This window comes from Streptomyces sp. MI02-7b (assembly GCF_033793585.1).
Taxonomy (GTDB): domain Bacteria; phylum Actinomycetota; class Actinomycetes; order Streptomycetales; family Streptomycetaceae; genus Actinacidiphila.
This window is the reverse complement of record NZ_JARAWX010000001.1, coordinates 390,250-415,853: the sequence shown is the minus strand read 5'-3', so window position 1 is coordinate 415,853 and position 25,604 is coordinate 390,250. Positions and strand designations below refer to the sequence as shown.

The following is a 25,604-nucleotide window of genomic DNA, read 5'->3' as shown; positions in this document are numbered from 1 at the left end:
GTCCTCGTGCGCACCGGAAGCCCGATCGCCGGCGGCCCGCACGTCTCCACGCCGAACCTCCCCCCGATACACCGTCATTCAGCTCACAGGAGGCCCATAGATGAGGCGCAGCGCAAGGAAGCGTCTGAGCAGACGCCTTGGCGCGGTGACCGTCGGTCTGACCGTCTTCGGCATGGTCGTGTCGACCACCGCGACCCACGCGGCCGAGCCGGCCCGGCAGACGCCGTCCACCGGTGTCGTACAGCCGAAGGGCCGTACGGTGACCGCCGACGGCGACCTGGCGCGGATCGTCTCCGCGTCCGGTGGGACCGTGCAGGTGACGCTGATCACCGGCGACAAGGTACGCGTCGGCGTCGACGACAAGGGCACGCCGGTCGTCCGCGACATCGTCGGCGCGACGCGGCCCGACGGACCGCCGGTCGTGTTCCACACCCTCACCCGCCAGGGCAAGGTGTACGTCGTACCGGACGACGCCCTCGCGCTGGTCGGCAAGGGACTGCTCGACTGGGGCCTCTTCGACCTGAGCCAGCTGGTGACGCTCGTCGCGGCGGGCAGGGCCGACGCGGTGCCGGTGCTCGTGACGTACACCGGCACGGCCGGGGCGGACAGGTCGCGGAAGGTCGCCGGGGCGTCGGGCGGCAGGTCGCTGCCGAGCATCAACGGCCGCTCGCTGAACATCGCCGACAACGGACAGTGGTGGCAGAGCGTACAGGGCAAGACGGACTCGACGTCCGCCGCCCGGTCCGCCGGTTCCCTGGCGGGGGTCAAGAAGGTCTGGCTCAACGGCCTGGCACATGTCGACCTGGAGCAGTCCGTACCGCAGATCGGCGCTCCCGTCGCGTGGGAACGCGGGTACGACGGCACTGGCGTGACCGTGGCGGTGCTGGACACCGGCATCGACGCCACCCACCCGGACGTGTCCGGCAGCATCGTCGGGCAGGTCGACTTCACCGGCAGTCCCACGGGCGCCAAGGACGGGCACGGACACGGCACCCACGTGGCGTCCACGGTCCTCGGCAGCGGCGCCGCGTCCAAGGGGCTGCGCAAGGGTGTCGCCCCCGGCGCCAAGCTCCTGGTCGGCAAGGTCTGCGACGACAACGGGCAGTGCCCGGACGACGGGATCATCGCGGCCATGGACTGGGCCGCCCACTCGGGCGCCAAGGTCGTCAACATGAGTCTGGGCGGCGATCCCACCGACGGCACCGACCCGATGAGCCAGGCGCTCAACGAGCTCAGCCGCAGCACCGGCACGCTGTTCGTGGTCGCGGCCGGCAACTCCGGTTTCGTCCACCAGAAGGTGGTCGCGCCGGGTTCCGCCGACGACGCCCTGACCGTGGCGGCCGTCGACAAGAGCGACGCGATGGCCGACTTCTCCAACCGCGGGCCGCGGATCGGGGACGGCGCCGCCAAGCCCGACATCGCGGCTCCGGGCGTCGACATCGTGGCGGCGCGCGCCGCCGGTACCACCATGGGCACGCCGGTGGACCAGTACTACACCACGGCCAGCGGGACCTCGATGGCCACGCCCCACGTGGCCGGCGCCGCGGCGATCGTCGCCCAGCAGCACCCGGAGCTGACCGGTCAGCAGATCAAGGCGCTGCTGATGGACACGGCCGCCGACCTGGGACACGACATGTACGCCCAGGGCAGGGGCCGGGTGGACCTCGCGACCGCGACCAACCCGCGGATCGTCCCGAAGGGAAACCTGAACTTCGACCGGCTGGCCTACCCGCACGCGCCGGTGACAAAGAAGATCACGTACACCAACCGCGGTGACGAGGCGGCCACGTTGCATCTGACGATGCCGGTCTCCTTCGCCGACGGCAGGCCGGCCGCGGCGGGGCTGTTCACCCTCAGCACCGACAAGGTGGTCGTCCCCGCGGGCGGGTCCGCCGAGGTGTCGGTGACGCTCGACGGCAGGGTGCTCGGCACCGACGGGGCCTACGGCGGCTACAACGGGCTGCTGAGCGCCCGTGACGACTCCGGCGCGATACGGCTGAGTTCGGGGATCCACACCTTCGTCGAGGCGCAGAAGTTCCCGCTGACCCTGAACGTCGTCCCCCCGGTGGGTGCCACCGACGTCCGGTACGGCACGGCCGCGTTCATGCCGGTCGACGACCAGGTGCACCTGCACGCGGGCCAGGTCTTCGAAGTCGGCGCGGACACCATGACCGAGCAGCTCTTCCGCGGCAGCTACGCGGTGCAGATGCCGGTCAGCTGGCGGAACGCGGCCGGCCAGTGGCAGCAGGCCCAACCGGTCGCACCGGAGGTGAGCCTCACCAAGGCGACCACGGTCACGCTGGACCTGCGCAAGGCCGAGCCGCTGAGCGTGCGGTATCCGGAGGCCACCGAAACGTACAACGCGACCGACTTCGCCAACCGGGTCTCGGCGACCGGGGCGTGGACGATGGGCACGGCGCTCTCGGCCGAGTACAGGGCCGCCGAACCGAACTGGTGGGTGCTGCCCACCGGCAAGGTGAGCGAGGGCACCTTCACCCACGACTTCTACAGCGTGCGCACGACTCCCGTCGTCACCCTGCGGACCACCGGCGGCGGTGCCTCCTCCACCCTGTCCGCCCGCTATGCGACCCCGGACGCCGCGCTCACCGAGACGCAGATGTGGCTGCACGACGACGGGGACCCGAGCTTCCGCGAAGCCGCGATCCCGGTTCCCCGGCTGCCGGTCAAGGGCCACCTGCCGGTGGTCGACGCGGGCACCGGGACCGCCGCCGAACTCGCGAAGGCCGATGTCCGGGGCAAGCTCGTACTCCTGACACCGACCGACCTCTGCCAGGGCACCTGCGACTTCCCGAGGCTCCGGGACGAGCGGGTGGCGGCCGCGGCCGCCGCGGGTGCCGTCGGTGTGCTGGTCGCGGCACCGGACCTCACCTCGCTGGGCCGTCCCTCGGACCTCGACCAGTGCGCGGACGGGCCGCAGAGCTGCCCGGAGATCCAGCCGTACGCCGCGCTGCCGATCGTGAGCGTGCCCTACGCCGAGGCCGAGGGCCTGATCAAGCGGCTCAAGACCCGGTCGCATGTCGGGATCCGTCTCGGCGGCAGCGTCGTGCCCAGGGCGTACGCCGCCACCTACCACGACGACGGGCAGATCCGGCCGAACGCCTACCGGGTCGGGAAGCACGACCTCGACCGGGTCGACCTGTACTTCCACGCGGCACGTCCCGGCGAGGTCCACCAGCTGAGCTGGATGCAGCAGTTCCCGGCCACGTCCGCCACGTCGCAGGTGGGCCTGCCGCACCCGTCCACGCGGCAGACCCTGACCACCTTCGTCAGGCGGCAGGACAACGCGATCAGCCGCTTCACCGCCTCCTGGGCGGAGCACGGAGCGGACTCCTTCCTGGCCCACAACCGGACCGAGGTCAACGACCTGGTCCTCACCGGCAGGGACGCGATCCACTGGAACGCGGGGCCGGCCGTACCGGGCGCGGCTCAGCAGGTGCGGACCGCGTCCGGCTTCACGGTCAAGGCCGGACCGTGCTCGGGATGCCGGCAGGGCGACACCTTCTACCCCACCGTGTACCTGACGGGCAGCGGCGGTGGCCGCCAGGGGCTGATCGGCATCGTCGACGACGAGCTCATCTCGCACGACTTCGCCGATGTCCCGGCGTGCGGCCCGGTCGCCTCGCCCACCCTGCCGAACCTCGACTCCACCTGCGACTTCAGGTTGCTGAACGCGTCCGGTGACGAGATCGGGCGTCGCACGGAGCACCTCGCCGACCAGAGCTACACGAGCCAGTGACGGCACGCGAACCCGCTAAGGAGACCAACACGATGAACACCCGTGTGCCATCGGCGCGGCGCCGCGGAGGGGCCCTCATGGTGCTCGCAGCCGCAGTGATGCTGGCGCTCTCCGGCTGCAAGGGCGGAGACCTCGTCTCCTACGACCTGCCGGCGAAGTCGGCCCGGTACACGTTCGAGACGCAGACCAACGACGTCAAGACCGTGTGGCAGTACACCTCCGCCAAGCCGGCCAAGGGCGACGCCCCCGAGCTGAGCCCCTGCATGGGCGACGTGGCCGGCAGCAACACGGCGGCCTGCCGTCCGGAGCCGCTGATCTTCCTGCGCTACGACTTCGGTCTCGCCCTGGACAACACCGTCAGGGCGGGGGAGACCCACGAGGTCACCGTCGTCGGCTACTACCAGGAAAGCCTCGCGGCCCTTCCCAAGGTGACGTCCCTGAAGGCGGAGACCACGTTCGACGGGGGCAGGACCTGGCACCCGGCGACCACCAGGGCCACGGCGAAGAACACCTTCACCACGACGATCGAGAACCCGCGGCGGGAGCAGGCCGCCAAGGGCGTCGGACTGAGGATCAGCGCGACCGACAGCCAGGGCAACACCGTCCGGCAGACCATCCCCACGGTGTACACGCTGCGGTGACGATGCCGCCGTCGTGAACGGCGGACCGAGCGGACGGCCGGCGGCCGGGGCGAGACCCGACTCTCGCCCCGGCCGCACCGCGTGCCGGCCCCCTTGCCGGCGGCAGCCCCTGGCGACCGGTGCGGCGATCCACGGCTCCGGGGTTCCCGGGGTGCCGGACGGGAGCCGGCCGTCGTGGTCGTCGGCACCGAACCCGCGTGACGGGAGGTCGGGGCCTGGTAGAACAGCCGCCGATGGGCATCCGGGAGCGCGACCGAAAGGTGTACCGGCCGCTGCGGCGGGCCGGCCTGGAGGTGATCCCGAACGCCGTCCCGGACGGCACGGTGCCGTTCGTCCACGGATACGGTGCCGAGGATCCGGGTGGCGGCTTCTCCCATCCGTACGCCACTCCGCGGCTCGTCGAGCGGCTCAATGAGGACTGGTTCAGCGCGGCAGCACCCAGCCCGGCACCCAGGTCCCGGACGCGTCGCGGCCGGCCGCCGCGGCGGCCAGGTGGGTACGGAGGGTGGCCAGCGCCGGGTGGGGGTTGTCGCGGTGCCACAGGAGCGAGTGCGGGTACACGGGCGTCGGGTCGGTCACCGGGATCCGGCGCAGGCCCTGGCCGCCGGGCCCGGCGCCGGGGGTGTTCGCCGGCGGGACCTGGGGGAGGGTGTGCCTGCCCATGAAGGTGGCCAGGGACGGGGTGTCGGCAATGGTGTCGAGCAGGGCGTCGGAACCGAAGTTGGGGCCGGTCACCTCGATGGTGAGGCCGAACTCGGCTACCAGGGCGTCGTAGTAGGCGGCCCACTCGGTGCCGGGAACGATGCCGGGCATCCAGATCCGGTGCCCTGCGAGCTGAGCGACCGTCACCGACCGTGCGCCCGCCAGCGCGTGGGCGGGGCCCGTCAGGAGTTCGAGCGGCTCGTCGAGCACCCGGACGGACTCGATGTCCTCGGGAAGGGGCCGGCCGGGCGCGCCGACGGCACGGAAGGACGCGTCGATCTCACCGGACCGGATGGCGGCGACGGCCGTCTCTATGTCGAACAGCATCACCACGTCGAGATCGATCTCGGGCCGCGCGCGGTGGAAGCCGCGCATCAGTTTCGACGCCGCTCCGCGCGAGGCGATGATGTCGACGCGCAGCGCGCGGCGGCCGGTGCGAACGGACGCGACCGCGCGCTCGGCCACGCGCAGCAGTTCGCGCGCGTGGGGCAGGAACGCCTGCCCGTCGATGGTGAGCTCGACACCGCGCGCGGTGCGGGTGAACAGCCGCACGCCGAGGGCGCGTTCCAGCGCGGCGATGCGCTTGGAGACGGCCTGCTGGGTGACCCCCAGCTCGGCGGCGGCCTCCTGGAACTGTCCCGCGTCGGCGGCGGCGACGAGGGTCCGGACGGTGTCGAGGTCCATGCCGACACCCTAGAGCCACAACCATTGGTTGTGCCCGCTGGCCCTGCGGTTGTTTGATCCCCGGGTGCGGTGCTCGCTTTGATGTCACCGATCGCGGACCGGTTGTGCGGGCGAGTGGCGAGGGGCGTCGGACATGAGGAGCGGGCACCGGCTCGGGAGCCGGTTCGGTTGGATGTGGGGGGCGTACGGGACCAGCGCGCTCGGCACCTGGCTCGCCTTCGGCGCGTTCCCGCTCATCGCGATCCAGGTGCTGCACTCCGGCCCGGCCGAGGTCGCCGCACTCGCCTCCGCGGGTACCGCGGTGGGCGCGGCCGTGGCGGTGCCGCTCGGCCCGTGGGTGGAGTTCCGGCGCAAGCGGCCCGTGCTGATCGCGATGGACCTGGTGCGGTGCGCGGCGCTCCTGACCGTCCCCGCCGCGTTCGCGCTCGGCGTGCTCACCTTCCTCCAGCTCCTGCTGGTCTCGGTCGTCGTCGCGGCGGGCGACATCACCTTCCGCGCGGCCTCCGGCGCGTTCCTGAAGACGCTGGTGCCCGCCGAGGACCTGCTCGTCGCCAACGCCCGGTTCGAGTCCACGGCCTGGACGACCACGATCATCGGACCACCGCTGGGCGGCGCCGCCATCGGCCTGCTCGGTCCGGTGGTGACGGTGGTGGCCGATGCCGTCAGCTACCTGCTCTCGGCCCTGGGCATCCGCGCCACGGGCGGGCACGAAGTGCGGCCCGTCCGCCAGGACGCGCCGCGGATGCGGGCCCGCGACCTGCTCGACGGCTGGCGGTACCTCCTCGCTGACGCCGGCCTGCGTCCGCTGTTCCTCAACGCCGCCCTGTTCAACGGCCTGGTGATGGCCGCGGAGCCACTGCTGGCCGTCCTGATGCTCGGCCGGCTCGGGTTCGCCCCGTGGCAGTACGGCCTCGCCTTCGCCGCGCCCTCGATCGGCGGGCTGATCGGCTCACGGCTGGCCCGCCCGCTGGTCACCCGGTTCGGACAGCACCAGGTCCTGGTCGCGGCGGGCGCGCTGCGCGCGGTCTGGCCCGTCGGCCTGGCCTTCCTGGGGCCGGGCACCGGAGGGCTGCTGCTGGTGATCGGCGTCGAGCTCGGGCTCATCTTCTGCTGCGGGATCTTCAACCCCGTCTGTGCCACCTACCGCCTCGAACGCACCTCTGCGGACCGGGTCGCCCGCACGCTGTCCGCCTGGGCGGTGACGACCAAGGCCTCGACCGCGCTGCTGACCGGCGTCTGGGGCGTGCTGGGCGGCCTGCTCGGCCCGCGCCCCGCCATCGGCCTGGCCGGTGTACTCCTGCTGGCGACCCCCCTGCTGCTGCCGCGTCGCGCGGCGGCGCGACCGCCCGCGCGCGAGCCGGCATCGAGCCGTCCCTGACCGACCTCCGCCGGCCCTACGACGTCGTGACGACGTCCACCTCCCCGGTGGCCACGTCGTACACGAGTCCGGACACCCGTACGCCCGTTAGCCCGGGTTGGGCACGCAGAGTATCGACGTCCAGGGCGACGGCCCGGCGCGGATCGGTGACGGCCTGTGCGGCCACGTGGTCCGTGTCGACGTCGAAGTAGCCCGAGAGCATGTCGAGTTCACCGTCCAGCCGGGTGATCCCGCAGTCGGTGTGCTGGAGGACGACGACATCCCAGCCCGGCCCGAGGTCACCTCCCGCGGCCTGAGTGACCTTGCGCAGCATCGCCAGTTCCCTCAGCGTCGCCGGCGTGACGCGGCCACCGACGTTGCGGATGGTGGCGACCTCGCCCTGCTCCACGCCGAGCACCGCGGTCGGCTCGACACGCGGATCCACACATCCGATGACGATCGTCCTGAGCGAGGGCATCATCCGCAGGCCCGGCGTGTACCGGTGGGGGGCGTAGTCCGCGTTGCGGCTGGTCAGCATCTCGACTACATCCATGGTCGGTCCCTTGAGGCAGTCACTGAACGATCCGGGGGATCGCAGCCACCGGTGCCCGCGTCCCACCCCTCACGCTAGCCTCATGCGGTTTGATTCGCGAACCCTGGAGCGATCGCGCGAGTCCGCGACGCTCCGGATGCGCTACGCCTCGGGCCCGGCCATCGACCAGCCCGGCGCATTGGGCGTCCAGTGCAGTCCGCGGCCGTCGACGGTCTCCCCGCAGGTGCCGCACACGGTGGTCGGCTGGACCTGGTGGCCGTGGTGCTCCACGATCATGGGCGGCTCTTCGACGGCCCAGCGGTCGCCCCATGCGAGGAGGCCGATGAGCAGAGGAAAGAGCTCCTTGCCCGCCTCGGTGAGGTGGTACTCGAACCGGGTTGCCTGGTACTCGTGCTTTTCGAGGATGCCGTCGGCCACGAGCGACTTCAGCCGCGCGGCGAGCCGGTCGCGCGGGGCGCCGGTGTTGCGGGCGATCTGGCTGAAGCGCCGGTTGCCGAACATGATCTCGCGGGCGATCAGCAACGACCAGCGGTCGCCGACCAGTTCCAGCGTGGCTGCGACTGCGCAAGGCCTTCCGGGGACCACTGGGTATTCGGGCATGTTTGAGTATACCAAGTCACGGTTTGTGAACCAAACCGTCCTCTGTTGTTCAACCCACGCCCGGGAGTCCGCTCGGACGGCTGAGGGCGAGGACTTCGGCGCGCTGCGGGAGCGGTGGGCGGGGTGCGGGCAGTCGGACCTTGCCGCCCCGGCCCCGGACCTTTTCGCGTTCCCCGGTGCCGAGGTGCCCGGCCATCCGGCACGCGTCGACCCCACTGTTGGACCGTGGTTCCCGGACTCGTCCGGCAGGCCCTTGACCTGCCGCTGAACAGTGGGCCGTCCTGCGGGGGTTCGTGACGTCGGTGCCGCGGGAGGCGAGGGGGCCGAGTCCTGCGCCGCGGGTATTCGAGCGGTATCCGCAGGGTCCCGGCGCTGTGCTCATGCGCCTGGCGTACAACCGCTTGGACGGCCGGCCGTGGGCAAGATCTCTCTGGCGGTCAGGGGTTGCCACGGGTCCGTCGCCACCTGTGGAACGGTCGGCCTCGGCACCACCCCCGAGACCCCTGAGCTCCTCCCCGGCTTCCGCGCGCTGTTCTCGATGCGCCGAGCTGGGGGCGGTGACCGGCATCGGGCTGCCGGAGCCGCCCCGGGCGTGGCGGAGCTCATCCGGGCCGTGCGGAACCTCTCCCGTCGGCTCACGGCGGCCGGCGATCCGGGCCTCGGCGTGTGATGCCGCCCCGACCACAGCGGGTCGAGGTTGTTGAAGGCGGTCCGCCCGCACTGTTACGGTTTGAAAAGCAAACCAAATGGAAGGACGGTCATGACCGCTCGAGTCACGCCCTATCTCACCTTCGGCGGCAACGCGCGCGAGGCGATGGAGTTCTACCAGTCGGTCTTCGGCGGCACGCTGGACATCGCCACGTTCGCCGACCTCCACCGAGCCGAGTCCGCCGCCCAGGAGCGCCTGGTGGCTCACTCGATGCTGAAGGGGACGGCAGGCGTCGTCCTCATGGGATCGGACACCCCGACTCCGGAGGAGCACCGGCCCGGTGGTTCCTTCTCGGTGGCCCTCGGAGGGGACGAGGCGGACCTCACCGACTACTGGGCCAGGCTTTCCGAGGGAGGGACGGTCACCGTGCCGTTCGCCACGTCCGCGTGGGGCTCCCTGCACGGGCAGTGCGTCGACACGTTCGGCACCGCCTGGCTGCTCAACGTCACGGGGAAGCCGGCCGCCTGATCCTCGCGAGGGGCGTCCGGGTTCGTGGTCACGCGCGAGCCGATGGGCGCCCTTCGTCATGTCGCGGGCGGCGCGGCCGGCGAAGGCCGCGCCAACGGGGGAAAGACAGGGTTCGCGGCGCTCGAGCGCGAGTGACTCAATGCAACGCCGCGTGCGCCGCATTGAGTCATTCGGCATGGTCGGACTCCGCCCCTGTCAGGGTGTGGAGGGGGTGGTGCGTGCTCCCAGGCGGGGCAGGGCCTGGACGATGCCCGCGGTGAGGCCGAGAGCGGCGAATACCCACCAGGTGTTCTGGAAGTTGCCGACATCCGGGCCCAGTTCGGAAGTCCCCAGGAGCGCGACGAAGATGCTGACGCCCAGAACCGCCCCGAGTTGCCGGAAACTGGAGTTGATCGCGGAGCCGATGGCGAACTGCGCCGGCGGGAGTTTCGCGACGGCCGCACCGGACTGCACCGGCAGCGTCAGGCCGATGCCCACGCCCGTGAGCAGGGTCCACGGCAGCCAGTGAGTGACCCAGTGGGGTGAGGCGTCCACGAAAAGGGCGAAACCGAGGCAGCCGAGGGCCCAGGTGACGGCTCCGGCGAGCAGCACCCGCCGGTGGCCGATCACGGTGGCGAGTTTGGTCGTGGAACGCGCGATGACCGTGACGACGATGGGACCCGCGGAACTCGCGAGCGCGGCACGCAGGACGGAGTAGTGCCATTCCGTCTGCAGGAATATCAAGTTGGCCAGCAGCAGTCCGAAGAAGGCCGTGGAGAACAGAAGCGTTGCGATGTTGATTTCCCGGAACTGACGCTCCTTGAACAGGGCGAGGTCCATCACAGGCCGCGCGGCCTTCGACGTGCGCCACAGAAAGACCGGAAGCGCGAGGGCCGCTCCGACGAAGCCGCCCACGACCCAGGTGTCGGACCAGCCGCGAGAGGGGCCCTCGATGAGGGAGAAGCTGAGGAGCGCGGGAATCACGGCGACGAGGAGCGCACCGAGGGGGTCGGGCACACCCGAGGCCTGCGGGTCCCGGGACTCATGGAGCAGACGCCTGCCGAGCGCCACGATCACCGCGGCAATCGGGACGTTGACCAGGAAGATCCAGCGCCAGGAGGCGTACTCGGTCAGCAGCGCCCCAAGGGTGGGGCCGACCGCGGCTGCGGCCGCCGCCATCGCACCCCACACGCCGATCGCCACATGCCGGCGAGCCACGGGGAACTCATGGAGGACGAGCGCCAGGGACGACGGGACGACGAGTGCCGCGAAGACCGCCTGCAGCGCACGAGCGGTGATCAGCACGCCCGCGCTCGGCGCCAGTCCGCACAGAGCACTCATCAGCGCGAATCCGGCAATGCCCACGATGAATACGTTCTTGCGACCGTACCGGTCGGCCACTCGCCCTGCCGGGATGAGCATGGCCGCGAATACCAGGCTGTAGGCGTTGAGGACCCACGCGAGGTGACCGGCCGAGGTGTGGAAACTGTGGCTGATCGTCTCGAAGGCGATGTTCACAATCGTGGTGTCCAGGAAGACCACGAAAGCGCCGAGGCTTCCCAGGGCCAGTACCCACCGAGCCCTTCGATTGTCGGCGGGTACCTCTGCGCGAGGGGCGCTTTCGGGGCTCACCGGACTCTCCTCGGCGGGCGCTCGCTCTGCATTGATCATCGTTCACCACTCCTGGTGTGTTGTGAAGTTGCTGCGTGCCCAGGTAACGTAACAACGTATGGTTTGAAAGTCCAACCGTCGGGATGTCGGCCTTTTCCCGCCCAATCCCGGCGGCTCAGGAGCCGATTAATCCCTATCCACTTTCGTCGCTCCCTTGGAAGGGCCCGAGTAATTGAACACACCAGAGATCCGGCCGACGCTGATGGTCGTTCACGCGCACCCGGACGACGAAGCGAGCCAGACGGGCGGCACCCTCGCGCGGTACGCGGCCGAGGGAATGTGGACCGTTCTCGTCACCTGCACCGACGGCGGGCAGGGCGACGACACCCACGGTCGCAAACCGGGCCACCGCGACCACCGGCCGAAGCAGGTGGCCGCGCGGCGGTCCCGCGAGCTGGCGATGTCCAGGACTGCGCTGGGAATCGGCGAGGTGGTGCAACTGGGGTACCCGGACTCCGGCATGCACGGGTCCGTGAGGGACATCGACCCTCGCGCCTTCGGCAGACTCGAGGGCGAGCCGATCGTCCGGCGGCTCGAAGCACTGATGAACGAGTACCGGCCGGATGTGATCGTGACCTACCCGCCCAACGGCCTCTCCCACCACCCGGATCACATACGCACCCACGAACTGACCGTCGCCGCGGTCGGACGCGTCCGGGAGGCGGGCGGATTTCCGCCTCGCGACAGCGGTGCGGCTCCTCACCGACGCACCCCGAAGCTGTACTACATCGCCCTTTCCCGGTCCCGTCTCACGGCGCTCCGCGCCCGCGCCGAGGCGGCGTTCGGAGCCGGTGCCTGGACGCCGCCCCCGGAGACAGGCGTCGACGACGACAGTGTCACCACGACGGTGGATGTCTCCGGTTTCTGGGATCACAAACTGCGTGCCCTGGCGGCACACGCCAGCCAGGCGGATGCCGCCGCCCTGTTGCGGGTGCTGAGCGTCACCGGACACGAGAATCCCGTCGAGGAGTACATCCTGGTGGACCCGCCCTGGAGGGGCGGCGAAAGGGAGGGCGACCTGTTCGAGGGCACCGGCGGCGGCCGCTGACCGCTGACCGCGGACCGCGCCGGCGCGGCAACGGTCACGCCGCCGTGCCGTGCCGGGCCGGATCGCGTTCCCGGGCGATCCGGCCCGGCGGCAGGTCAGTGAGTCGGGGCGGGCTGTCCGCCTTCCCATGCCCGGATGCCGTGGGGCGGCCCCTGCGCATCGCCCTCGTGAAGGTGGGCGGCCGGGGTGCGGTCGATCCGCAGGCTGAGCAGTTCGGGGCGGCTGTAGTGGCCCCGCGCGTCCATCAGCCGTTTGCGCTGGTCGATGAGACCGAGGTCCAGGTCGGCGATGACCTCCCCCTCGCCCGACGTGAGCGGTTCGCCGAGGACGCGGCCCTCGGGGTCGACGACGGCCGTGAAGAAGCCCCCGGAGAACGCGGGGCCGCCGGTGTCCTCGGCGATGCGGCCCACCTGGTCCTTGTCGAGCCAGGCGGTGGCGCAGACGACGAAACACGCTGCTTCCAGCGCGTGCTGACGGATGTTCACCTCGATCTGCTCGGCGAACAGCGGGCCGCCGAAGGCACCGGGATACATCGCGGCATGGATCTGCTCGCCGTCGGCGATCAGGGCGTAGCGCGCGAGCGGCTGGTAGTGCTCCCAGCAGGCGAGCTGGCCGATGCGGCCGACGGCGCTGTCCACCGCGCGCAGGCCGGAGGCGTCCCCCTGGCCCCACACGAGCCGCTCGTGGTAGGTCGGCGTGATCTTGCGGCGGCGCTGGATCAATGTACCGTCGGCGTCGAAGAGCAACTGCGTGTTGTACATCGTTCCGCCGTCGCGCTCGTTGACACCGATCGAGACCACCATGCCGGCCTCCCGGGCCGCTTGGGCGATCGCGTCGGTGTCGGCGGACGGCACGGTCACCGACTCCTCCAGCAGACGCAGGGGCTCCTTGGCCATGGCGTAGGGAGCCTGCACGAAGGAGAAGTAGGGGTAGTAGGGGATGACGGTCTCAGGGAACACGGCGTACTGGACGCCCTTCGTTCCCAGTTCGCGGATCTTCGCCACGACCTTTTCGACGGTGCCGGCCCGGCTGTACAGCACGGGGCTGATCTGGACTGCGGCGGCCTTCACGAGAGTCACGGTGGGGGGTTCCTTGTCGGCTGGGGTGGGGAGCGCGGAGCGGAGGAGCTCCGTGGACGAGGGCAGGTGCCGTCACGGTGCGCTCGACGCGCCACCGGCCGGTCCGGGGTGTGGCAGAAGGCGTCGGCGGTGGCGTCGGCGGTGGCGGTGCGACGGTCGGCAGGACCCCGGCGGAAGGCGCTGACGCGGCATCGGGCGGACCCGCTGCCGCGTTCGTTCACCGTGCCGCCGCGACCCTCTCGGGTAGCATGGTTTGAATGTCGAACCATGCAAAGCATACACTTGACGGTTTGAAATCCAAACCACAACGGGATGCGCTGGCCGTCGCCCTGGACGCGATCGACGACCGGTGGTGCCTGCACATCGTGCGCGCGGTCGCCTTCGGTGCCTCGCGCTACACCGACATCCTGCGGGAGGTCGGAGCTCCGAGGGACGTCCTGTCCTCAAGGCTCCGGAAGCTCACCGCAGCCGGGATCCTGCGGCCGCTCCCGCCCGAGAAAGGCCGGCCGGCCGGGTACGAACTCACCCGGAAGGGGAGGGATCTCGGGCACGTCGTCCTGGTGCTCAAGCGATGGGGCGACACCCACGGCGAGGACGCCGTGCCCCGGGTCGACTTCGTCCATGACGGCTGCGGCGCGGTGTTCGTCGCCGAGGTCCGCTGCCAGGCGTGCGGCGAGCCGGTCCGGTCGGGGCAGTTCTCCGTTCATCCCGCGTCCCCCGGATGCTGACGACCCGCAAGGCGCCGGCCCCGCACCAGGCGTTCACCGGCGTCCGTGGCGAGGCCGGGCGGCCCGAGGCCCCGGGAACGTTCCGGAGCGCCGCCGGTCTCACGCCGAACGCTTGTCGTAGAAGGCGCGGTTCTGGGTGACGAAGGTTTCGACGTCGAGCGGGTCGTAGGTGGGGCGAGGCGCCGCGCTTGTCCAGGGCGGCGGTGAACTCCTCGAGGCCGATCGGTACGTAGGTGACCTCGCGGCCCAGGGCGCGTGCCATCGCCTCGGCGATCTCGTAGTGGTTGAGCTCGACGGCGCCGTAGAGCCGGTAGATCGTGCCGGCGTGCGGGGCGGGGTCCTCGAGGATCGCCGCGATCACCCTCGCCTGGTCGACGGCGGCGATGGGGGCATGACGTCCGTCCGCGAAAGGAAGGCGCATTTCATCGGTTCCGTCCCACATGTTGATCAGCCATTCGGCGAAGAACGTGGGACGCAGGTGGGTGACCGCGGAGGGGGAGCGGTCCAGCAGGCGTTCGGCGACCCAGTGCTGTCGTGCGGCGTTGCCGGCGGCCTCGCGGCGGGCGGAGATCTGGGACATGTTCACGATCGCCTCCACACCGTTCTCCTCCGCGGCCTGGGCCAGGTTCGCCGTGGCGTCCAGAGGCCGGGGAGGATCGGGTAGGTGAAGTAGGCGGCGTTGATCCCCTCGGTCGCCCGTGCCATGGGGCCCAGGTCGAGGGCGTCCCCGACCATCACCTCCGCGCCGAGCCCTGCCGGCCCCTCGGAGCGCTCGTCGATGCGCCGGACCAGCGCGCGGACACGGTGGCCGCGCCGCAGCAGCAACTCGGTGGTGTGCCTGCCGGTCTTGCCGGTCGCGCCGATCACCAGGAGGTTACGGGTCGTCATCATGGGTGCCTCTCCTCGAAGTGCTCCCCTCCCCGCGTTCGGGGGAGGGGAGAGACGGTGTGTACGGATCCGTCGGACGGGAGCGAGTGCCGAGCGGGTCCGGCCGAGCTCGACCGGGCGCCGCCGTCGCCCCGCACGCGGTCACGAAGACGTCGCGTGGTCACCGTCGGTCAGGCTGAACAGCTCGAAGAACAAGCGCGCGGTGTCGGCGTCGCCCTCCACGACCAGGTCGCCGGAAGCGATCGCGTCATCGACGGCGACCCGGCCCCTCGCGAGGGCGTACAGCGTGGCCTTCTCGCAGATCAGGCGCATGCCCGGCCTCATCGGCGCGGGTCCGATCTCGGCTCGGACCTGCTCACCGTCACCCTGCAGCCACAGCGTCTCGTCGCCCACGACCAGCTCGGTGAGCGTGGTGAAACCCGCCGCCCGCCCGGGCGCCGTGAGCCGCATGGCGACCAGGCTCCATGCGGCGCGGTCGGCGTATCCGGCCGGGGGTGGCCCGAGGCCTCCGCCCCAGGAGGCCAGGGAGGCCAGCAGCGGCAGGAGGGCTTCACCGCGCGCACCGAGTTCGTAGGCCGCCGCGTGCCCCGGGCCGCGCAGCGTCGTGCGGCGCACCACGTCGTACGCCCCGAGATGCTTCAGGCGGGCGGCCAGAAGGCTGGTCCCCATACCCGGCAAGGCGTCGAGCAGATCGCTGTAGCGGCGAGGGCCCAGGGTGAGCTCCCGCACGATGAGCAGCGTCCACCTCTCCCCGAGCACGTCGAGCGCACGGGCGATGTGGCAGATCTGTTCGTAGGAGCGACTCATCACATCTCCTGGGCGGGCAAGGGGGCGGAGAGTCCGATCCTGCCCAGCGGGTCCTCGACGACTCGCTGGACCTCCACCCGCGGTGTGCCGGAGCAGGCCTGGTGCCCACCCGCGATCCGAGAGACGCAGCAGGCCTCGCCGACGGCCCCGGTACGGGCCTGGCCGCCGTCGGCCGCGCCGTGCACCAGGTAGAAGTGGCGGACAGCGCGCCCCGCGGCAGAGCGGACATGCACTCCCACCATCCACGTGCTTCCCCTGTCCATGGCCACTCCCATCCGCCCGCGGTCAGGCATCCCGACTCACGACCCACGAGGACTTCGTAAACATAGAGTCGATGCTACTTGTTTTTGAACAAACCCGCGGTCGCGCATCTTCCCGCGCAGGACTTGGGCCGGGCCGACAGCGGCCCCCGGCATCAGAACCGGGCGTCGTCGTGGAGGGAGAATCGGCGTCTTTCGGGGGCCGCCCCGTGGCCCACGCGGACACGCCGAGGCCCGGCGCGGGGGCCACGGTGCAAGGGGGTGTCGCGGCAGGGCTCATCGCCCGCCGAGCTGTCAGCGGCCGGCGATGGCGTGCGGGACGGTGTCGTCGTGCAGGAGGCCGGCCTGACGCCACTCCGCGGGAGAGACACCGTAGACCGACCGGAAGGTGCGGCTGAAGTGCGCGTGGCTCGCGAAGCCCCAGCGGTGTGCGATGGCCGCCACGGTCTGGCCCGCGAGTTCCGGGCGCACGAGGTCCCTGCGGCAGGCCTCGAGCCTGAGGCGCTGGATCCACCGGCCGACGGTCATGGGCTCGCCCTGGAAGAGCTGGTACAGGTAGCGAACGGAGATGTGGTGCGTGGCCGCGAGTGAGGCGGGGGAGAGCGAGGGGTCGTGCAGGTGGGAGCGGATGTAGGTGCGCAGACGTAGCAACAGGTCAGCCTCGACCGCGGGAGTGGCCGCTTCCTTGATGTCGCCCTCCAGCGCGACCAGGGCCGTCAGTACGTCGACGATCCCCTGTTTGAGGAACTCCTTCGGAGCCGGCGCGCAGATGCAGTGGTCCGTCACCGTGACGAGCCCGTTCACGTACGACGCGAGGATGCCGCTGATGCCCTGACCGGTCGAGTAGGTCCGGCCGGTGGCCAGGCACAGTGCCGAGTCCGGGAGGTCCAGCATCTCGCGCGGGACCGTGGCGACGTGCTGCCGTACCGGGCCGGAGAAGTCCATGGCGTAGGGCCTGCGCGTGTCGAGGATGACGAGCTCGCCGGCCGCGACCGGGACCTCCCGGCCGTCCTGGGTCGCGACGCCGGCACCCGCCCGTTGCAGGCTCACGACCAGCGAGTCGTCGCCGTCCGCGGCGATGAGCGGCGCGGTCCGCGTCATGCGCTGCGGGCTCGCCTCGAGGAATCCGGCCTGGACGCCCGCGACACATGCCTGCCGGATGGCACCGTGGATCATGGCCTCCTTTGGCGCGCGGACCTCCACCTGGATGAACGCTCTGCCCACGGCGTCCGTCCAGTACTCGGTCCGCTCTTCGGGCGGTTGGGCGTCGGTGCAGAATGCTTGGATCACGACGGCCTCGCGAAGTGCCAGGAGCCATTGCGTCCCCGGAGCCTGCGCCGTGCGTCCGTGTGCCACGCGGCACCGGGAACCCCTTACCCTGCCACCGTAAAGTCCGGCCGCGGTCGCCGACGGCTTGCCGGGCGGGACTGCGGGACACCCGCAGCTACGCGGTACGGGGACTGCGGGAAAGCCCGCGTACCGCGTACGTGCCGTCCGTGGAGGCCGGGAGCGCTTCGCGAGGCGCCGGGGGCGCAGCGTGTCCGCACGCCGCACCCCCGCACTCGCGGCCGGTCACACCACGGGGAAGCGCGACGTGCGTGCGGTAACGCTCCCGTGCCGTCCACGTGTTGCCCGGCGGAAGGCGGGTCGCGAGCCGGAGGGCCTTCCGTGCCCCGGGCTCCCGCGCGAGGGGGGGGCGTGGCGGTTCCGTGGACGTTCGCATGCCCTCGGGACGCGGCCGCCGGCGGTGTTGTTCGACGCCGCCGCCCGTGCGGAGCCCGGAGAGGTCACCACCGGCGGTCGCCCGGTCGGAGGCGACGGGCACCGGGAGCGAGGACCGTCTCGGCAGGGGCCGGGCGAGGACGAAGGCGCGGTCGGGCACGTCGTCGCCGGCCCCGAAGCGGAGGCCGGTCCGTCGATGCGGGCGCGGCGCGGGAGTCCCCGGAGCCGTCGTGGTGGGCGCCGATGACCCACGGACGATCCTTCGGGACCTCGGCCGTGCCGAAGGACCGGAGCCCGTCACGCCCACTTCCCCGGAACCGGAGACCGCCCATCCCGCGGCCTCCGGCCTGACCGGCCGGCAGACCGCCGAATCGCTCCGCCTCTTCCCCACGCACCGTCGGCGGCCTCTTCCCCGATGCGGGCATCACCTCCCGCCGCGGAAAGCCGGACTGCATGAATGGGCAAGGGACCGTGCGTCACGGAGCAAGGGGCGGAAGCCGTCCCGCACCTACGGTCGGCAGTGGCCCACCCTCAGTGGGCCCCGGGGACGACCGTGAAGGAGTCACGCCGATGACGTACATGGACGAGTTCGAGGAGGAACGGGGCGACAAGCAGTCGGGTCACCGTCTGGCTGCGGCAGGGATCCTGGGGGCCTTGGCCGTGTGCGCGGTGAGCGCGGTGTGCGCGATCCTGCCGTTGCACCATCCGAGCTTCGCGTGCGGCATGGCGCCGCTGGTCACCGCCGGAGCGGTAGCCATCGTTCTGGCGCGGCTGAAGAACAAGTACCGCTGCACGGCGACGCGGGCGCGTGCGGTGTCCGACACCGTCCGGCGGGTCCTGCTGCGCCCGCTTCCCAGCCGCATCGGCGCTCTGGGAATCGCCTCCGTCTACCGTCCGTGCGGTGGCCGGGGCGAGGTCGGTGGTGATCTGTACGCGGTCGCCCGGACGGGCGGGGCGACACGCCTGATCATCGGGGACGTGTGCGGCAAGGGGCTGCACACCTTCGACGACGTCGCGGCCGTGCTCGGTGCCTTCCGCGAATGGGCCCCGCGTGCCGCGACCTTGACCGAGTTGTCGGTGCGTCTGGAGGAGAGCTTCCTGCGCCACCTGGCGGAAGCCGAGGACGGGGACCGCGACAAGGACGAACGCTTCGTGACCGCTCTCCTCCTGGAAGTTCCGGACGGCGAGCGGCACGTCCGCATGGTCAATCGCGGACATCCGCCGCCGGTAAGGGCCCACCGGGGTTCCGTCGCCCTCGTCTCGTGCTGCTCCTCGCCCCCGCTGGGCCTGCACGGTCTGCAGGACCTGGGTGCCGACGAGGAGTGCTTCGAACTGGCGGCAGGGGACGCGCTCCTGCTCTACACCGACGGGCTGATCGAGGCCCGCGACCCCTCCGGGCATTGCTATCCGCTGCTGGACCGCGCGACGGCATGGAACTGGATCCGGCAGGACACGGCTCGTCACCAGACCCTGCCGGACGCGCTCTCGGAGATCCTCCAGGATCTCGTCGACCATGCCGGAGCGCTCCCCGAGGACGATCTCGCGATGGTCGCACTGACCCGGCTCGACAAAACCGATGCCGCCGCGCTTCCCCGGCCGGCGGGACAGGCCGGCCGCGAAGGCGAGGGGCAATTGCAGAAGGACTGACACCGACCACCGACGTGGTGGAGCAACAGACAGGCGTCCTGCGGTGAAGCGCACTGCGGGGCGCCTCCCTGCTGCCATCGCCGGCCTGGTCAGGCCCATCGGCTCGTCGCCAGGAAGCACGAGATGTCCCGTGCGCATTGCGTGACCTGTCCCGCGAGCTCCTCCACCCGGTCAGGGGTCACCCGGTGTGTCGGACCTCCAAGGGTCACCGCGGCCGTCACGCTGCCGTCCGGGGCGTAGACGGGGGCGGCCAGAGCGTTCTGTCCCGACTCCTCCTCCTCGCGTGCGAACGTCCAGCCCCGCAGCCGGATCTCGTCCAGTTGCCGGTGCAGAGCTTCCGGTTCGACGACGGTGCTGCTGGTGAGGGCGGTCGGTCCTTCGTCCAGTACGAGCCTGAGGGCGCTCGGTTCAAAGGCCATGAAGACCTTGCCCGCGGCACCGCCGCGCAGAGGCTTCACCTGGCCGACATAGCCGTGAGGGGCGAGCGTGTCCAGGGAATTGGCCCACACCACCGTGACGTGGTCGCGGTGGTGCCGAACGTGGAGCCCGCAGCACTCGCCGGTCCTGTCCCGGAGCGCCGCCACCGCGGGCCTGGCCGCTGTCAGGAGGTCCGAGGCCACGTCCGCGGACGCCGACCACCGGAGCACCCGCAGACCGACGCTGTAGAAGACCCCCTCGTGCTGGAGCACGTTCTCCGCGACCAGGGCGTGCAGGATCCCGGTCAACGTCGACGACGGCATGCCGGTCATGCGGACGATTTCCGAAGGGTGCAAGCACGGAGTGTCGACGGAGAAGCAATCCATGATGCGGGACGACCTCTGCAGGACCTGTGCAACGGAATTCACGTCATCTATTTGCAGGCTTGCCATGTTCTCGGCCTCCGTGTGTCGTGCCGTCGGGAGCGAGGTGCTGGTCCCGGCGTACGAACCATGCCTTCATGGTGCCCGTAGTATTCCGCGTCTACCCTGCGGAAAGCCCGCAGGTCTTGTTTCCTTTGGTGCTCTGCGGAATTCTTTCCCGGGCCTGCACGGAGGGGCAAGAAGCCGTGCGCCGTGAGGCACGGAACCCGGAGGGGCCCGTACTTACGGTTGAGGAGAATGCGCTGGGAACGGCCGTGGAGGAGCGACGCCGATGACGGACGTGGAAAAGGGGGAAAGCCTGGTGAAGCGGCTGGCACCGGACGAGTTGTGGGTCCTTTTCCGGCAGGTGGTGGCGCCGACCGAGGTGGTGCGCACGCAGGGCGGGGGGCGGCGACGGGCGGGTGACCGTGAGGTTCTGGCCGCGATCGTCTTCGTCGCCACGTCCGGCTGTACCTGGCGGCAGCTCCCGCCGGTGTTCGGCCCCGCCTGGCCCACGGTCTACCGGCGCTTCGTCCAGTGGAGCCGGGACCAGGTCTGGTCCCGGCTCCACGAGATCATCCGCGACGCGTGCGGTGGCCCAGGGGAACTGGACTGGCCCTGCTTCGCGATCGGCTCCGTCGGCGTCCGTGCGGCGGAAGAGGGCCCGCGCGGCCGGGAGCCGGTGCGTGCGCCGACGTAGGGCGCCGGGGTCGGCGGGTTTCTCCTCCCCGTGCGTGGCGGGCCCGCCCGCCCCGCGGCGTCCACGGAATCGGGCGGGGGTCGCGTCCAGCGGCCCGGACCCGACGAGGAAGCGGCCGTAAGTGTTCGTGAGGGGCGGGTCCTACGCGTCCGGGTCCCAGTCCGCGAGCCGGTCGAAGACGCGTGGGTCGCCGTCCAGCTTCAGGGAGTCCATGGGGATACGGCCGTACATGGCCATCACCAGCTCATGGGCCGTGCCCCACGCGGAGGCGCCGGCCGCGTCCGGGCCCTCGCCGGCGGCGGAGATGCGGGCGATCCGTGCGCCGTCCGCGGAGAGCCGGACGCGCCAGGAACGGCCCCCGCCGGCGTGGTACTCGACGGTGGCGGGCTCGTGCGGCCAGGCGGCCGTCGTCGAGCAGCAGGTGGACAGGAACTCGTCGACACCGTCGAGTGCGACCTCGTCCGGCAGTGGTTGCGGCGCGCCCACGGCGAGTTGGGCGTCGTACGTGTGCACCGCGATCTGCTGGAGCTGGTGCCGGGCGACGGCACCGCAGGTCTGCGGCGACTGCGAATCACCCCACCACGTCCAGCAACCGCGATCGGGGCCGGCCTCGCGCAGTGCGTCCAGCAGTTCCCGCGTCGACGCGGCCAGCCAGGCCAACTGTGCCTCGCGCTCCTGAGGCACCGCAGGGGCGTCCTCCGGTGCGGACTTGCCCGGGGCGCCGGGCCCCGCGGCGACGGTGGCGGCCCAGGCACGGCGTCCATCGCCCAGATGCTCCACCAGATCGAACAGCGTCCACTCGGGGCAGGTCGGCACCCGCACGTCGAGGCTGGGCGCGGAAGCGATCGCGGCACGGAAGGCGGTCGATCGCTCGTCGATCAGCCGCAGCAGATCGGGGAACTCCAGGGTCTTGTCCACCGCGGCTGTCTATCACGGTGCTCCGGCGACGGGACAGCGAATATTCGCTGGCCCGGATGCCTCAGGACGATGCGGTGGATCGTCGGCGGACCGCTCCCGCCGAGCCCACGAGCGGCTTCCCCGTGCGTGTCATGGTGCTGAAAGAGGGGCTGTTCTGTCCTGGTATCGAGTACTTCGCGGCAGGGGCCGTGCGGTACGTCGTGGAGGGCCGGCGATTCGGCCGGGCACGTCCTCAGAGGGAAGCGTGCGGAACATGCAGCAGACTCAGGCAATTCCGGAGACGTATCTCGGCGTCGGTTACACAAGGGACCGGGTCGGCCTTCCCTTGGAAGCGGTACGTGTTCCCGTCCCGCAGCCGATCGCCGACCATGTTCTGATCCGCGTCGCCGCCTCGTCGCTCAACCCGCTGGAATACAAGCTGGCCGACCTCAACTTCATGGGGCGCACACCGCCCGTCGCTCTCGGTCTTGATCTCGCCGGCGTGGTGGTTGCCGTGGGCCGGGATGTGACCGACGTGGCCGTCGGTGACGCAGTGGCCGCCATGGCCGATCTGAACGGTGACGGTGGCTGGAGTGCCACGGGCGGCGGCGCGAGTGCGGGCGGCTATGCCGTCGCCCGCCGATTCCTCACCGCCCTCAAGCCGCCGTCCTTGAGCTTTCGCGATGCGGCGGCGCTCCCCATGGCCTTCCTGTCCGCCTTCGCGGGTCTGTACCCGGCCGTCCAAGGCGGTGACACGGTCTATGTCCCGGGAGGTGGGGGCGGCGTCGGGCACCTCGCGGTGCAGATGGCGTCGCGCGCCCTGGGGGCCGGACTGGTCATCAGCAGCGGCAGCACGCCGCAGTCGATCGCACTGGCCCGGGACTCCGGGGCCCGGCACGTTCTCGACTACAGGCGCGAGGACGTCCCGGCGGAAATCGCCAGGCTGACCAGCGGCCGGGGCGTCGACGTGGTCTTCGACGCCACGTACAGCGAGCAGGGCTTCGTGGAGAGCGCGAAGGCCGTACGGCGAGGCGGCAGTTGGATCGTGCTCGGTGTCGGTCCCGGCAAGACGACCCGCGTGGTCGAGACACACAGCCCGGTGGACGCCATCCTGGCCGAGCGCGGCGCCCAGCACGTCAACGTCGATCTGCTGCGCTACTTCTCCGAGCCCGCCACGCTCGACCGTGAGGCCCGGGCATTTCTTCAGCGCGGGATGGCGCTGGCGATGGAATGGGCGGCGCAGGGACGTGTGCTCCCGCACATCGACCACACCATCGACAGCACCGTTGAGACGGTCAACGCGGCGCTGCGGTCGCTCAAGTCCGGCCACGGCACCGTGGGCAAGGTGGCGGTGATCGTGGATCAGGGCCTTGCAGCGGAGCAGTGACGGGCCGTCAGGGCGATCCGGCTGCCGAGGCGCCGCTCATGGCCGACGACGCGCGAGGACGATGCCCCCCAGCCTGCTCTCGGCCGAAGTGAGCGTCGTGTGCGTCTCGACGGCGAAACCGGCGTCGCCGAGCCACTCGATCATTCGGCCGGGCTGCCGACGATGGACGTGGACCTTCATCGGGTGCCCGCCGTAGCCCTCGGTCTTCAGCCGGGACCCGTCGCCGACGTGGAAGCCGAGCAACAACGGCCCGCCGGGCCGGAGCACACGGCGGAAATGGGCGAGAACCGCGCCGATCGCGTCGTCGGGGATGTGGATCAGTGAGTACCAGGCGACCAGGCCGGCCAACGAGCCGTCGGGCAGGGCGAGGTCCGTCATGGAGCCGAGATCGAACCGCACGCCGGGGTGGTCACGCCGTGCCACATCGAGCATCCCCGGGGAAAGGTCGATGCCGAAGGCGTCCAGGTCCAGTTGCCGCAGGTGGCCCGTGATCCTTCCCGTCCCGCACCCCACGTCCGCGACCGGTCCTCCGCCTCGGCCGCGCACCAGGTCGGCGAAGAGGGCCAGGACCGCGCGTTCCTCCGGCGTCTCGTCCAGGAGACGGCGTGTCAGGTCGGCGTAGCTGTCGGCGACGGTGTCGTACGACGTCCGGATGTCCGTCAGCCAGTCGTCCGGGTTCGGTCGGCTTCCCATCGACCGCAGGCTACCCCCGTCCCCCGTCCCCTGGCCACGCACACGGAAACGCGAAGGCCCCCTCCCGGGCGGGGAGGGGGGCCTTGTGCTGCGGGCGTGCCTCCTGTGGGCTGCTGTCAGCTCAGATCGTCGGCGTCTCGTCGATGGTCTCCTGGTGCGGCTCCAGGATGAACCGCCAGCCGACGCTGGGCTCCATGAACCGCACGCGGGTCGGGTAGATGTCCAGGGCGCGGCGGTCGCGGTTCTGGCCGCCCGCGCTCTTCCGGCCGCGGATCGGCTCTTCGTACAGGTCGATCTTGACGTCCGGCACCGCGACGACCTCCTCGTTCCAGCGCTGGACGATTCCCGCGCCGAACGCCTCCCTCGCGGCGTTGTAGAGCGACTCCAGGGACCCCTGGTTGCCCTCGGGGACGAAGAGGGCGAGGTTCAGCAGAACACCGGCGCTCTGCAGCACCTCGATTTCCTGCCCGGCCTTGTCGGCGACCCATATTCCCCGTTCCTCGGCATTGTCCGGAAGAACGTGCGTCTCCTGACCGAAGACCGTCCTCGCGGTGAAGGAACCTCCCTCGAAACTCTTGCCCGGCTTCGTGAGGGAAGCGGGAGCGAAGCATTCGAGGGTGAGATCGTCCATCTCCGCCGCGACGAAGATCTCCTCCCCGAGGCCCAATTCCGAGACCTCCTCGGTCGTGAGGCGTCGGGCCATAACCTTTTCGGTGTTCACGGTGCAACCTTTCTTTGAATGCCACGAACAGCTGGGAGAGTCGCTGCTCGTGACTCGGCCACGGCCCACCGGCCGGACTGGCGGTGACCCCGGGTCGAGTGGTGTGGGGGGCTGGGCGCGTCGCTCGACGCCGCCGCCCCGGACAAGATCCCAGACGTGGACCCGGGCAGCAACTCCGCACAGGCAAAGGCCGGGTGGGCCGCATTCCCCCGGGGCACCGCGCCGGATTCCCGGTGCAAAACACCGTGCGGGTCCCCGTAGGGCTTTCCCGGCGGCGATTTCGACGTCAGCACTGCCACAGGAACGAGCCTTCCTCGCACGGCCCGCAGGCGAAGGCGTATCCATGTCCGCCCCCACCGAAGTTCAGGGCCGTCCGGTGGTCGCGTCCCTCTTCGAGTGGGGCCGTGAAGGCCATCGGCCGCGCGCAGGAGGGACACATGGGCGCCTCGTCGTGCTGCAGCCACCAGGGCACGCCGCTCAGTTGGCCGTGCACGTCCCGTGCGGGACGGCCGTGCGCACGCGACCACTGAACGCGCGCCTCGGGGTAGGGCGGCGTGTCGGTCACCGAGCGGTCGGTGCCGCAGGTCTGCGGCAGCAGGGTCTCGCCTCCCGCCGGTACCGGGGCGGCCGTGAGCCCGGTGCGGGGAAAGAGCGGCGCCCGGTTGCCGCCTGCGACCGGGTCCCATTCGTCGCACCGACCCGGGTCGTTCCGGCACATGAAGACCGACAGGACACGCGCGGCCGGCAGCGGCCGGCGCGGCCCCCTCGCCGCCGAGGACGTCCACCGGCCACTGGGCGAGGAACTGCATCGGCCCCGCGCACGCCGCGCACCGCGGCCAGGCGGACCCGGCAGGGACCAGCGGGACGCCCCCGAGCCGTGTCACCGGCGTACGGCCCTCGACGGGACCGGCGTACGGCATCAAGGTGGTGGTCACGCGGGGAAGCCTAGAACACCCGTCCGACAACGCCCCGGGCCCGACGCCGGGATCACGCCGCCGCGCCCGCGGCACGCGGGCGTTCGGGCACATGGAACGCGCGCACGGGGGTGTGCTTCCGGCATCCGGTGC

General features: G+C 71.1%; 23 protein-coding genes. 9 read left to right on the top strand and 14 right to left on the bottom strand.

Annotated features, from left to right (window positions below; genetic code table 11):
• Positions 1-100: 100 nt before the first annotated feature.
• The gene (locus tag PV364_RS01730) at positions 101-3,757 is read left to right on the top strand and encodes a S8 family serine peptidase (protein WP_319657742.1); all 3,657 of its coding nucleotides are present in this window, start codon (positions 101-103) and stop codon (positions 3,755-3,757) included.
• 77 nt (positions 3,758-3,834) lie between these two features.
• Positions 3,835-4,398: a hypothetical protein gene (locus PV364_RS01725; protein ID WP_319657741.1), complete on the top strand. Its 564-nt coding sequence runs from the start codon at positions 3,835-3,837 to the stop codon at positions 4,396-4,398.
• Between the two features lie 423 nt (positions 4,399-4,821).
• Here the strand turns inward: PV364_RS01725 and PV364_RS01720 are convergent, their stop codons facing one another.
• Positions 4,822-5,784: a LysR family transcriptional regulator gene (locus PV364_RS01720; RefSeq protein ID WP_319657740.1), complete on the bottom strand. Its 963-nt coding sequence runs from the start codon at positions 5,782-5,784 to the stop codon at positions 4,822-4,824.
• A 133-nt stretch (positions 5,785-5,917) separates the two neighbouring features.
• Between PV364_RS01720 and PV364_RS01715 the strand changes: the two genes are divergently transcribed.
• Positions 5,918-7,162: an MFS transporter gene (locus tag PV364_RS01715; protein WP_319657739.1), complete on the top strand. Its 1,245-nt coding sequence runs from the start codon at positions 5,918-5,920 to the stop codon at positions 7,160-7,162.
• A 16-nt stretch (positions 7,163-7,178) separates the two neighbouring features.
• Here PV364_RS01715 and PV364_RS01710 read toward each other — a convergent pair whose 3' ends face one another.
• Both PV364_RS01710 and PV364_RS01705 read right to left on the bottom strand, forming a co-directional pair.
• Positions 7,179-7,694, bottom strand: coding sequence for a carbonic anhydrase (locus PV364_RS01710; protein ID WP_319657738.1), 516 nt, complete (start codon positions 7,692-7,694; stop codon positions 7,179-7,181).
• 141 nt (positions 7,695-7,835) lie between these two features.
• Positions 7,836-8,294, bottom strand: coding sequence for a helix-turn-helix domain-containing protein (locus PV364_RS01705; RefSeq protein ID WP_319657737.1), 459 nt, complete (start codon positions 8,292-8,294; stop codon positions 7,836-7,838).
• A gap of 760 nt (positions 8,295-9,054) precedes the next feature.
• On the opposite strand from PV364_RS01705, the gene PV364_RS01700 reads away from it, so the two are divergent.
• Positions 9,055-9,471: a VOC family protein gene (locus PV364_RS01700; RefSeq protein ID WP_319657736.1), complete on the top strand. Its 417-nt coding sequence runs from the start codon at positions 9,055-9,057 to the stop codon at positions 9,469-9,471.
• A 195-nt stretch (positions 9,472-9,666) separates the two neighbouring features.
• On the opposite strand, the gene PV364_RS01695 is transcribed toward PV364_RS01700, so the two are convergent.
• On the bottom strand, positions 9,667-11,082 hold the full coding sequence (locus tag PV364_RS01695; protein WP_319657735.1) for an MFS transporter: 1,416 nt from the start codon (positions 11,080-11,082) through the stop codon (positions 9,667-9,669).
• Positions 11,083-11,293: 211 nt separating this feature from the next.
• Between PV364_RS01695 and PV364_RS01690 the strand changes: the two genes are divergently transcribed.
• Positions 11,294-12,169 (top strand): PIG-L family deacetylase, encoded by an 876-nt coding sequence (locus PV364_RS01690; protein ID WP_319657734.1) that lies wholly within the window; start codon positions 11,294-11,296, stop codon positions 12,167-12,169.
• A gap of 95 nt (positions 12,170-12,264) precedes the next feature.
• Here the strand turns inward: PV364_RS01690 and PV364_RS01685 are convergent, their stop codons facing one another.
• On the bottom strand, positions 12,265-13,248 hold the full coding sequence (locus PV364_RS01685) for a nitrilase-related carbon-nitrogen hydrolase (RefSeq protein WP_319657733.1): 984 nt from the start codon (positions 13,246-13,248) through the stop codon (positions 12,265-12,267).
• A gap of 290 nt (positions 13,249-13,538) precedes the next feature.
• Between PV364_RS01685 and PV364_RS01680 the strand changes: the two genes are divergently transcribed.
• Positions 13,539-13,976, top strand: coding sequence for a helix-turn-helix domain-containing protein (locus PV364_RS01680; RefSeq protein WP_319657732.1), 438 nt, complete (start codon positions 13,539-13,541; stop codon positions 13,974-13,976).
• 582 nt (positions 13,977-14,558) lie between these two features.
• Here PV364_RS01680 and PV364_RS01675 read toward each other — a convergent pair.
• From PV364_RS01675 to PV364_RS01660, 4 genes are all read right to left on the bottom strand, one after another.
• Positions 14,559-14,867: an SDR family oxidoreductase gene (locus tag PV364_RS01675; RefSeq protein WP_319657731.1), complete on the bottom strand. Its 309-nt coding sequence runs from the start codon at positions 14,865-14,867 to the stop codon at positions 14,559-14,561.
• A 138-nt stretch (positions 14,868-15,005) separates the two neighbouring features.
• Positions 15,006-15,671, bottom strand: a complete 666-nt coding sequence (locus PV364_RS01670) for a helix-turn-helix domain-containing protein (protein ID WP_319657730.1) — start codon at positions 15,669-15,671, stop codon at positions 15,006-15,008.
• Positions 15,671-15,913: a hypothetical protein gene (locus tag PV364_RS01665; RefSeq protein WP_319657729.1), complete on the bottom strand. Its 243-nt coding sequence runs from the start codon at positions 15,911-15,913 to the stop codon at positions 15,671-15,673. The genes PV364_RS01670 and PV364_RS01665 overlap by 1 nt, the downstream gene beginning before the upstream one ends.
• A gap of 312 nt (positions 15,914-16,225) precedes the next feature.
• Positions 16,226-17,221 (bottom strand): helix-turn-helix domain-containing protein, encoded by a 996-nt coding sequence (locus PV364_RS01660; protein ID WP_319657728.1) that lies wholly within the window; start codon positions 17,219-17,221, stop codon positions 16,226-16,228.
• Between the two features lie 1,002 nt (positions 17,222-18,223).
• Between PV364_RS01660 and PV364_RS01655 the strand changes: the two genes are divergently transcribed.
• Positions 18,224-19,300 carry a PP2C family protein-serine/threonine phosphatase gene (locus tag PV364_RS01655; RefSeq protein WP_319657727.1) on the top strand — a complete coding sequence of 359 codons (1,077 nt, stop codon included), beginning with the start codon at positions 18,224-18,226 and terminating at the stop codon, positions 19,298-19,300.
• 89 nt (positions 19,301-19,389) lie between these two features.
• On the opposite strand, the gene PV364_RS01650 is transcribed toward PV364_RS01655, so the two are convergent.
• On the bottom strand, positions 19,390-20,169 hold the full coding sequence (locus PV364_RS01650) for an IclR family transcriptional regulator (RefSeq protein ID WP_319657726.1): 780 nt from the start codon (positions 20,167-20,169) through the stop codon (positions 19,390-19,392).
• A 262-nt stretch (positions 20,170-20,431) separates the two neighbouring features.
• Here PV364_RS01650 and PV364_RS01645 point away from each other — a divergent pair, with 262 nt between their 5' ends.
• Positions 20,432-20,839, top strand: coding sequence for a transposase (locus PV364_RS01645; protein ID WP_401975764.1), 408 nt, complete (start codon positions 20,432-20,434; stop codon positions 20,837-20,839).
• Positions 20,840-20,980: 141 nt separating this feature from the next.
• Here the strand turns inward: PV364_RS01645 and PV364_RS01640 are convergent, their stop codons facing one another.
• Positions 20,981-21,757, bottom strand: coding sequence for a maleylpyruvate isomerase family mycothiol-dependent enzyme (locus tag PV364_RS01640; RefSeq protein WP_319657725.1), 777 nt, complete (start codon positions 21,755-21,757; stop codon positions 20,981-20,983).
• Positions 21,758-22,010: 253 nt separating this feature from the next.
• On the opposite strand from PV364_RS01640, the gene PV364_RS01635 reads away from it, so the two are divergent.
• Positions 22,011-23,123: a zinc-binding alcohol dehydrogenase family protein gene (locus PV364_RS01635; protein ID WP_319657724.1), complete on the top strand. Its 1,113-nt coding sequence runs from the start codon at positions 22,011-22,013 to the stop codon at positions 23,121-23,123.
• Positions 23,124-23,159: 36 nt separating this feature from the next.
• Here the strand turns inward: PV364_RS01635 and PV364_RS01630 are convergent, their stop codons facing one another.
• The 3 genes from PV364_RS01630 to PV364_RS01620 all read right to left on the bottom strand — a co-directional run bounded on the left by PV364_RS01630 (position 23,160) and on the right by PV364_RS01620 (position 25,255).
• Complete coding sequence (locus PV364_RS01630) at positions 23,160-23,816, bottom strand: class I SAM-dependent DNA methyltransferase (RefSeq protein WP_319657723.1); 657 nt, start codon at positions 23,814-23,816, stop codon at positions 23,160-23,162.
• A 121-nt stretch (positions 23,817-23,937) separates the two neighbouring features.
• Positions 23,938-24,537 carry a hypothetical protein gene (locus PV364_RS01625; protein WP_319657722.1) on the bottom strand — a complete coding sequence of 200 codons (600 nt, stop codon included), beginning with the start codon at positions 24,535-24,537 and terminating at the stop codon, positions 23,938-23,940.
• A 286-nt stretch (positions 24,538-24,823) separates the two neighbouring features.
• On the bottom strand, positions 24,824-25,255 hold the full coding sequence (locus PV364_RS01620; protein WP_319657721.1) for a hypothetical protein: 432 nt from the start codon (positions 25,253-25,255) through the stop codon (positions 24,824-24,826).
• Positions 25,256-25,604 lie beyond the last annotated feature (349 nt).

Bases quoted from the DNA above. Each gene is read 5' to 3' on its own strand.
- PV364_RS01710 (WP_319657738.1), bottom strand. From the start codon at position 7,694: ATGGATGTAGTCGAGATGCTGACCAGCCGCAACGCGGACTACGCCCCC.
- PV364_RS01635 (WP_319657724.1), top strand. From the start codon at position 22,011: ATGCAGCAGACTCAGGCAATTCCGGAGACGTATCTCGGCGTCGGTTAC.
- PV364_RS01670 (WP_319657730.1), bottom strand. From the start codon at position 15,671: ATGAGTCGCTCCTACGAACAGATCTGCCACATCGCCCGTGCGCTCGAC.
- PV364_RS01675 (WP_319657731.1), bottom strand. From the start codon at position 14,867: ATGATGACGACCCGTAACCTCCTGGTGATCGGCGCGACCGGCAAGACC.
- PV364_RS01650 (WP_319657726.1), bottom strand. From the start codon at position 20,169: ATGGCAAGCCTGCAAATAGATGACGTGAATTCCGTTGCACAGGTCCTG.
- PV364_RS01645 (WP_401975764.1), top strand. From the start codon at position 20,432: ATGACGGACGTGGAAAAGGGGGAAAGCCTGGTGAAGCGGCTGGCACCG.
- PV364_RS01655 (WP_319657727.1), top strand. From the start codon at position 18,224: ATGACGTACATGGACGAGTTCGAGGAGGAACGGGGCGACAAGCAGTCG.
- PV364_RS01705 (WP_319657737.1), bottom strand. From the start codon at position 8,294: ATGCCCGAATACCCAGTGGTCCCCGGAAGGCCTTGCGCAGTCGCAGCC.
- PV364_RS01725 (WP_319657741.1), top strand. From the start codon at position 3,835: ATGGTGCTCGCAGCCGCAGTGATGCTGGCGCTCTCCGGCTGCAAGGGC.
- PV364_RS01715 (WP_319657739.1), top strand. From the start codon at position 5,918: ATGAGGAGCGGGCACCGGCTCGGGAGCCGGTTCGGTTGGATGTGGGGG.
- PV364_RS01665 (WP_319657729.1), bottom strand. From the start codon at position 15,913: ATGGTGGGAGTGCATGTCCGCTCTGCCGCGGGGCGCGCTGTCCGCCAC.
- PV364_RS01720 (WP_319657740.1), bottom strand. From the start codon at position 5,784: ATGGACCTCGACACCGTCCGGACCCTCGTCGCCGCCGCCGACGCGGGA.
- PV364_RS01730 (WP_319657742.1), top strand. From the start codon at position 101: ATGAGGCGCAGCGCAAGGAAGCGTCTGAGCAGACGCCTTGGCGCGGTG.
- PV364_RS01700 (WP_319657736.1), top strand. From the start codon at position 9,055: ATGACCGCTCGAGTCACGCCCTATCTCACCTTCGGCGGCAACGCGCGC.
- PV364_RS01620 (WP_319657721.1), bottom strand. From the start codon at position 25,255: ATGTGCCGGAACGACCCGGGTCGGTGCGACGAATGGGACCCGGTCGCA.
- PV364_RS01630 (WP_319657723.1), bottom strand. From the start codon at position 23,816: ATGGGAAGCCGACCGAACCCGGACGACTGGCTGACGGACATCCGGACG.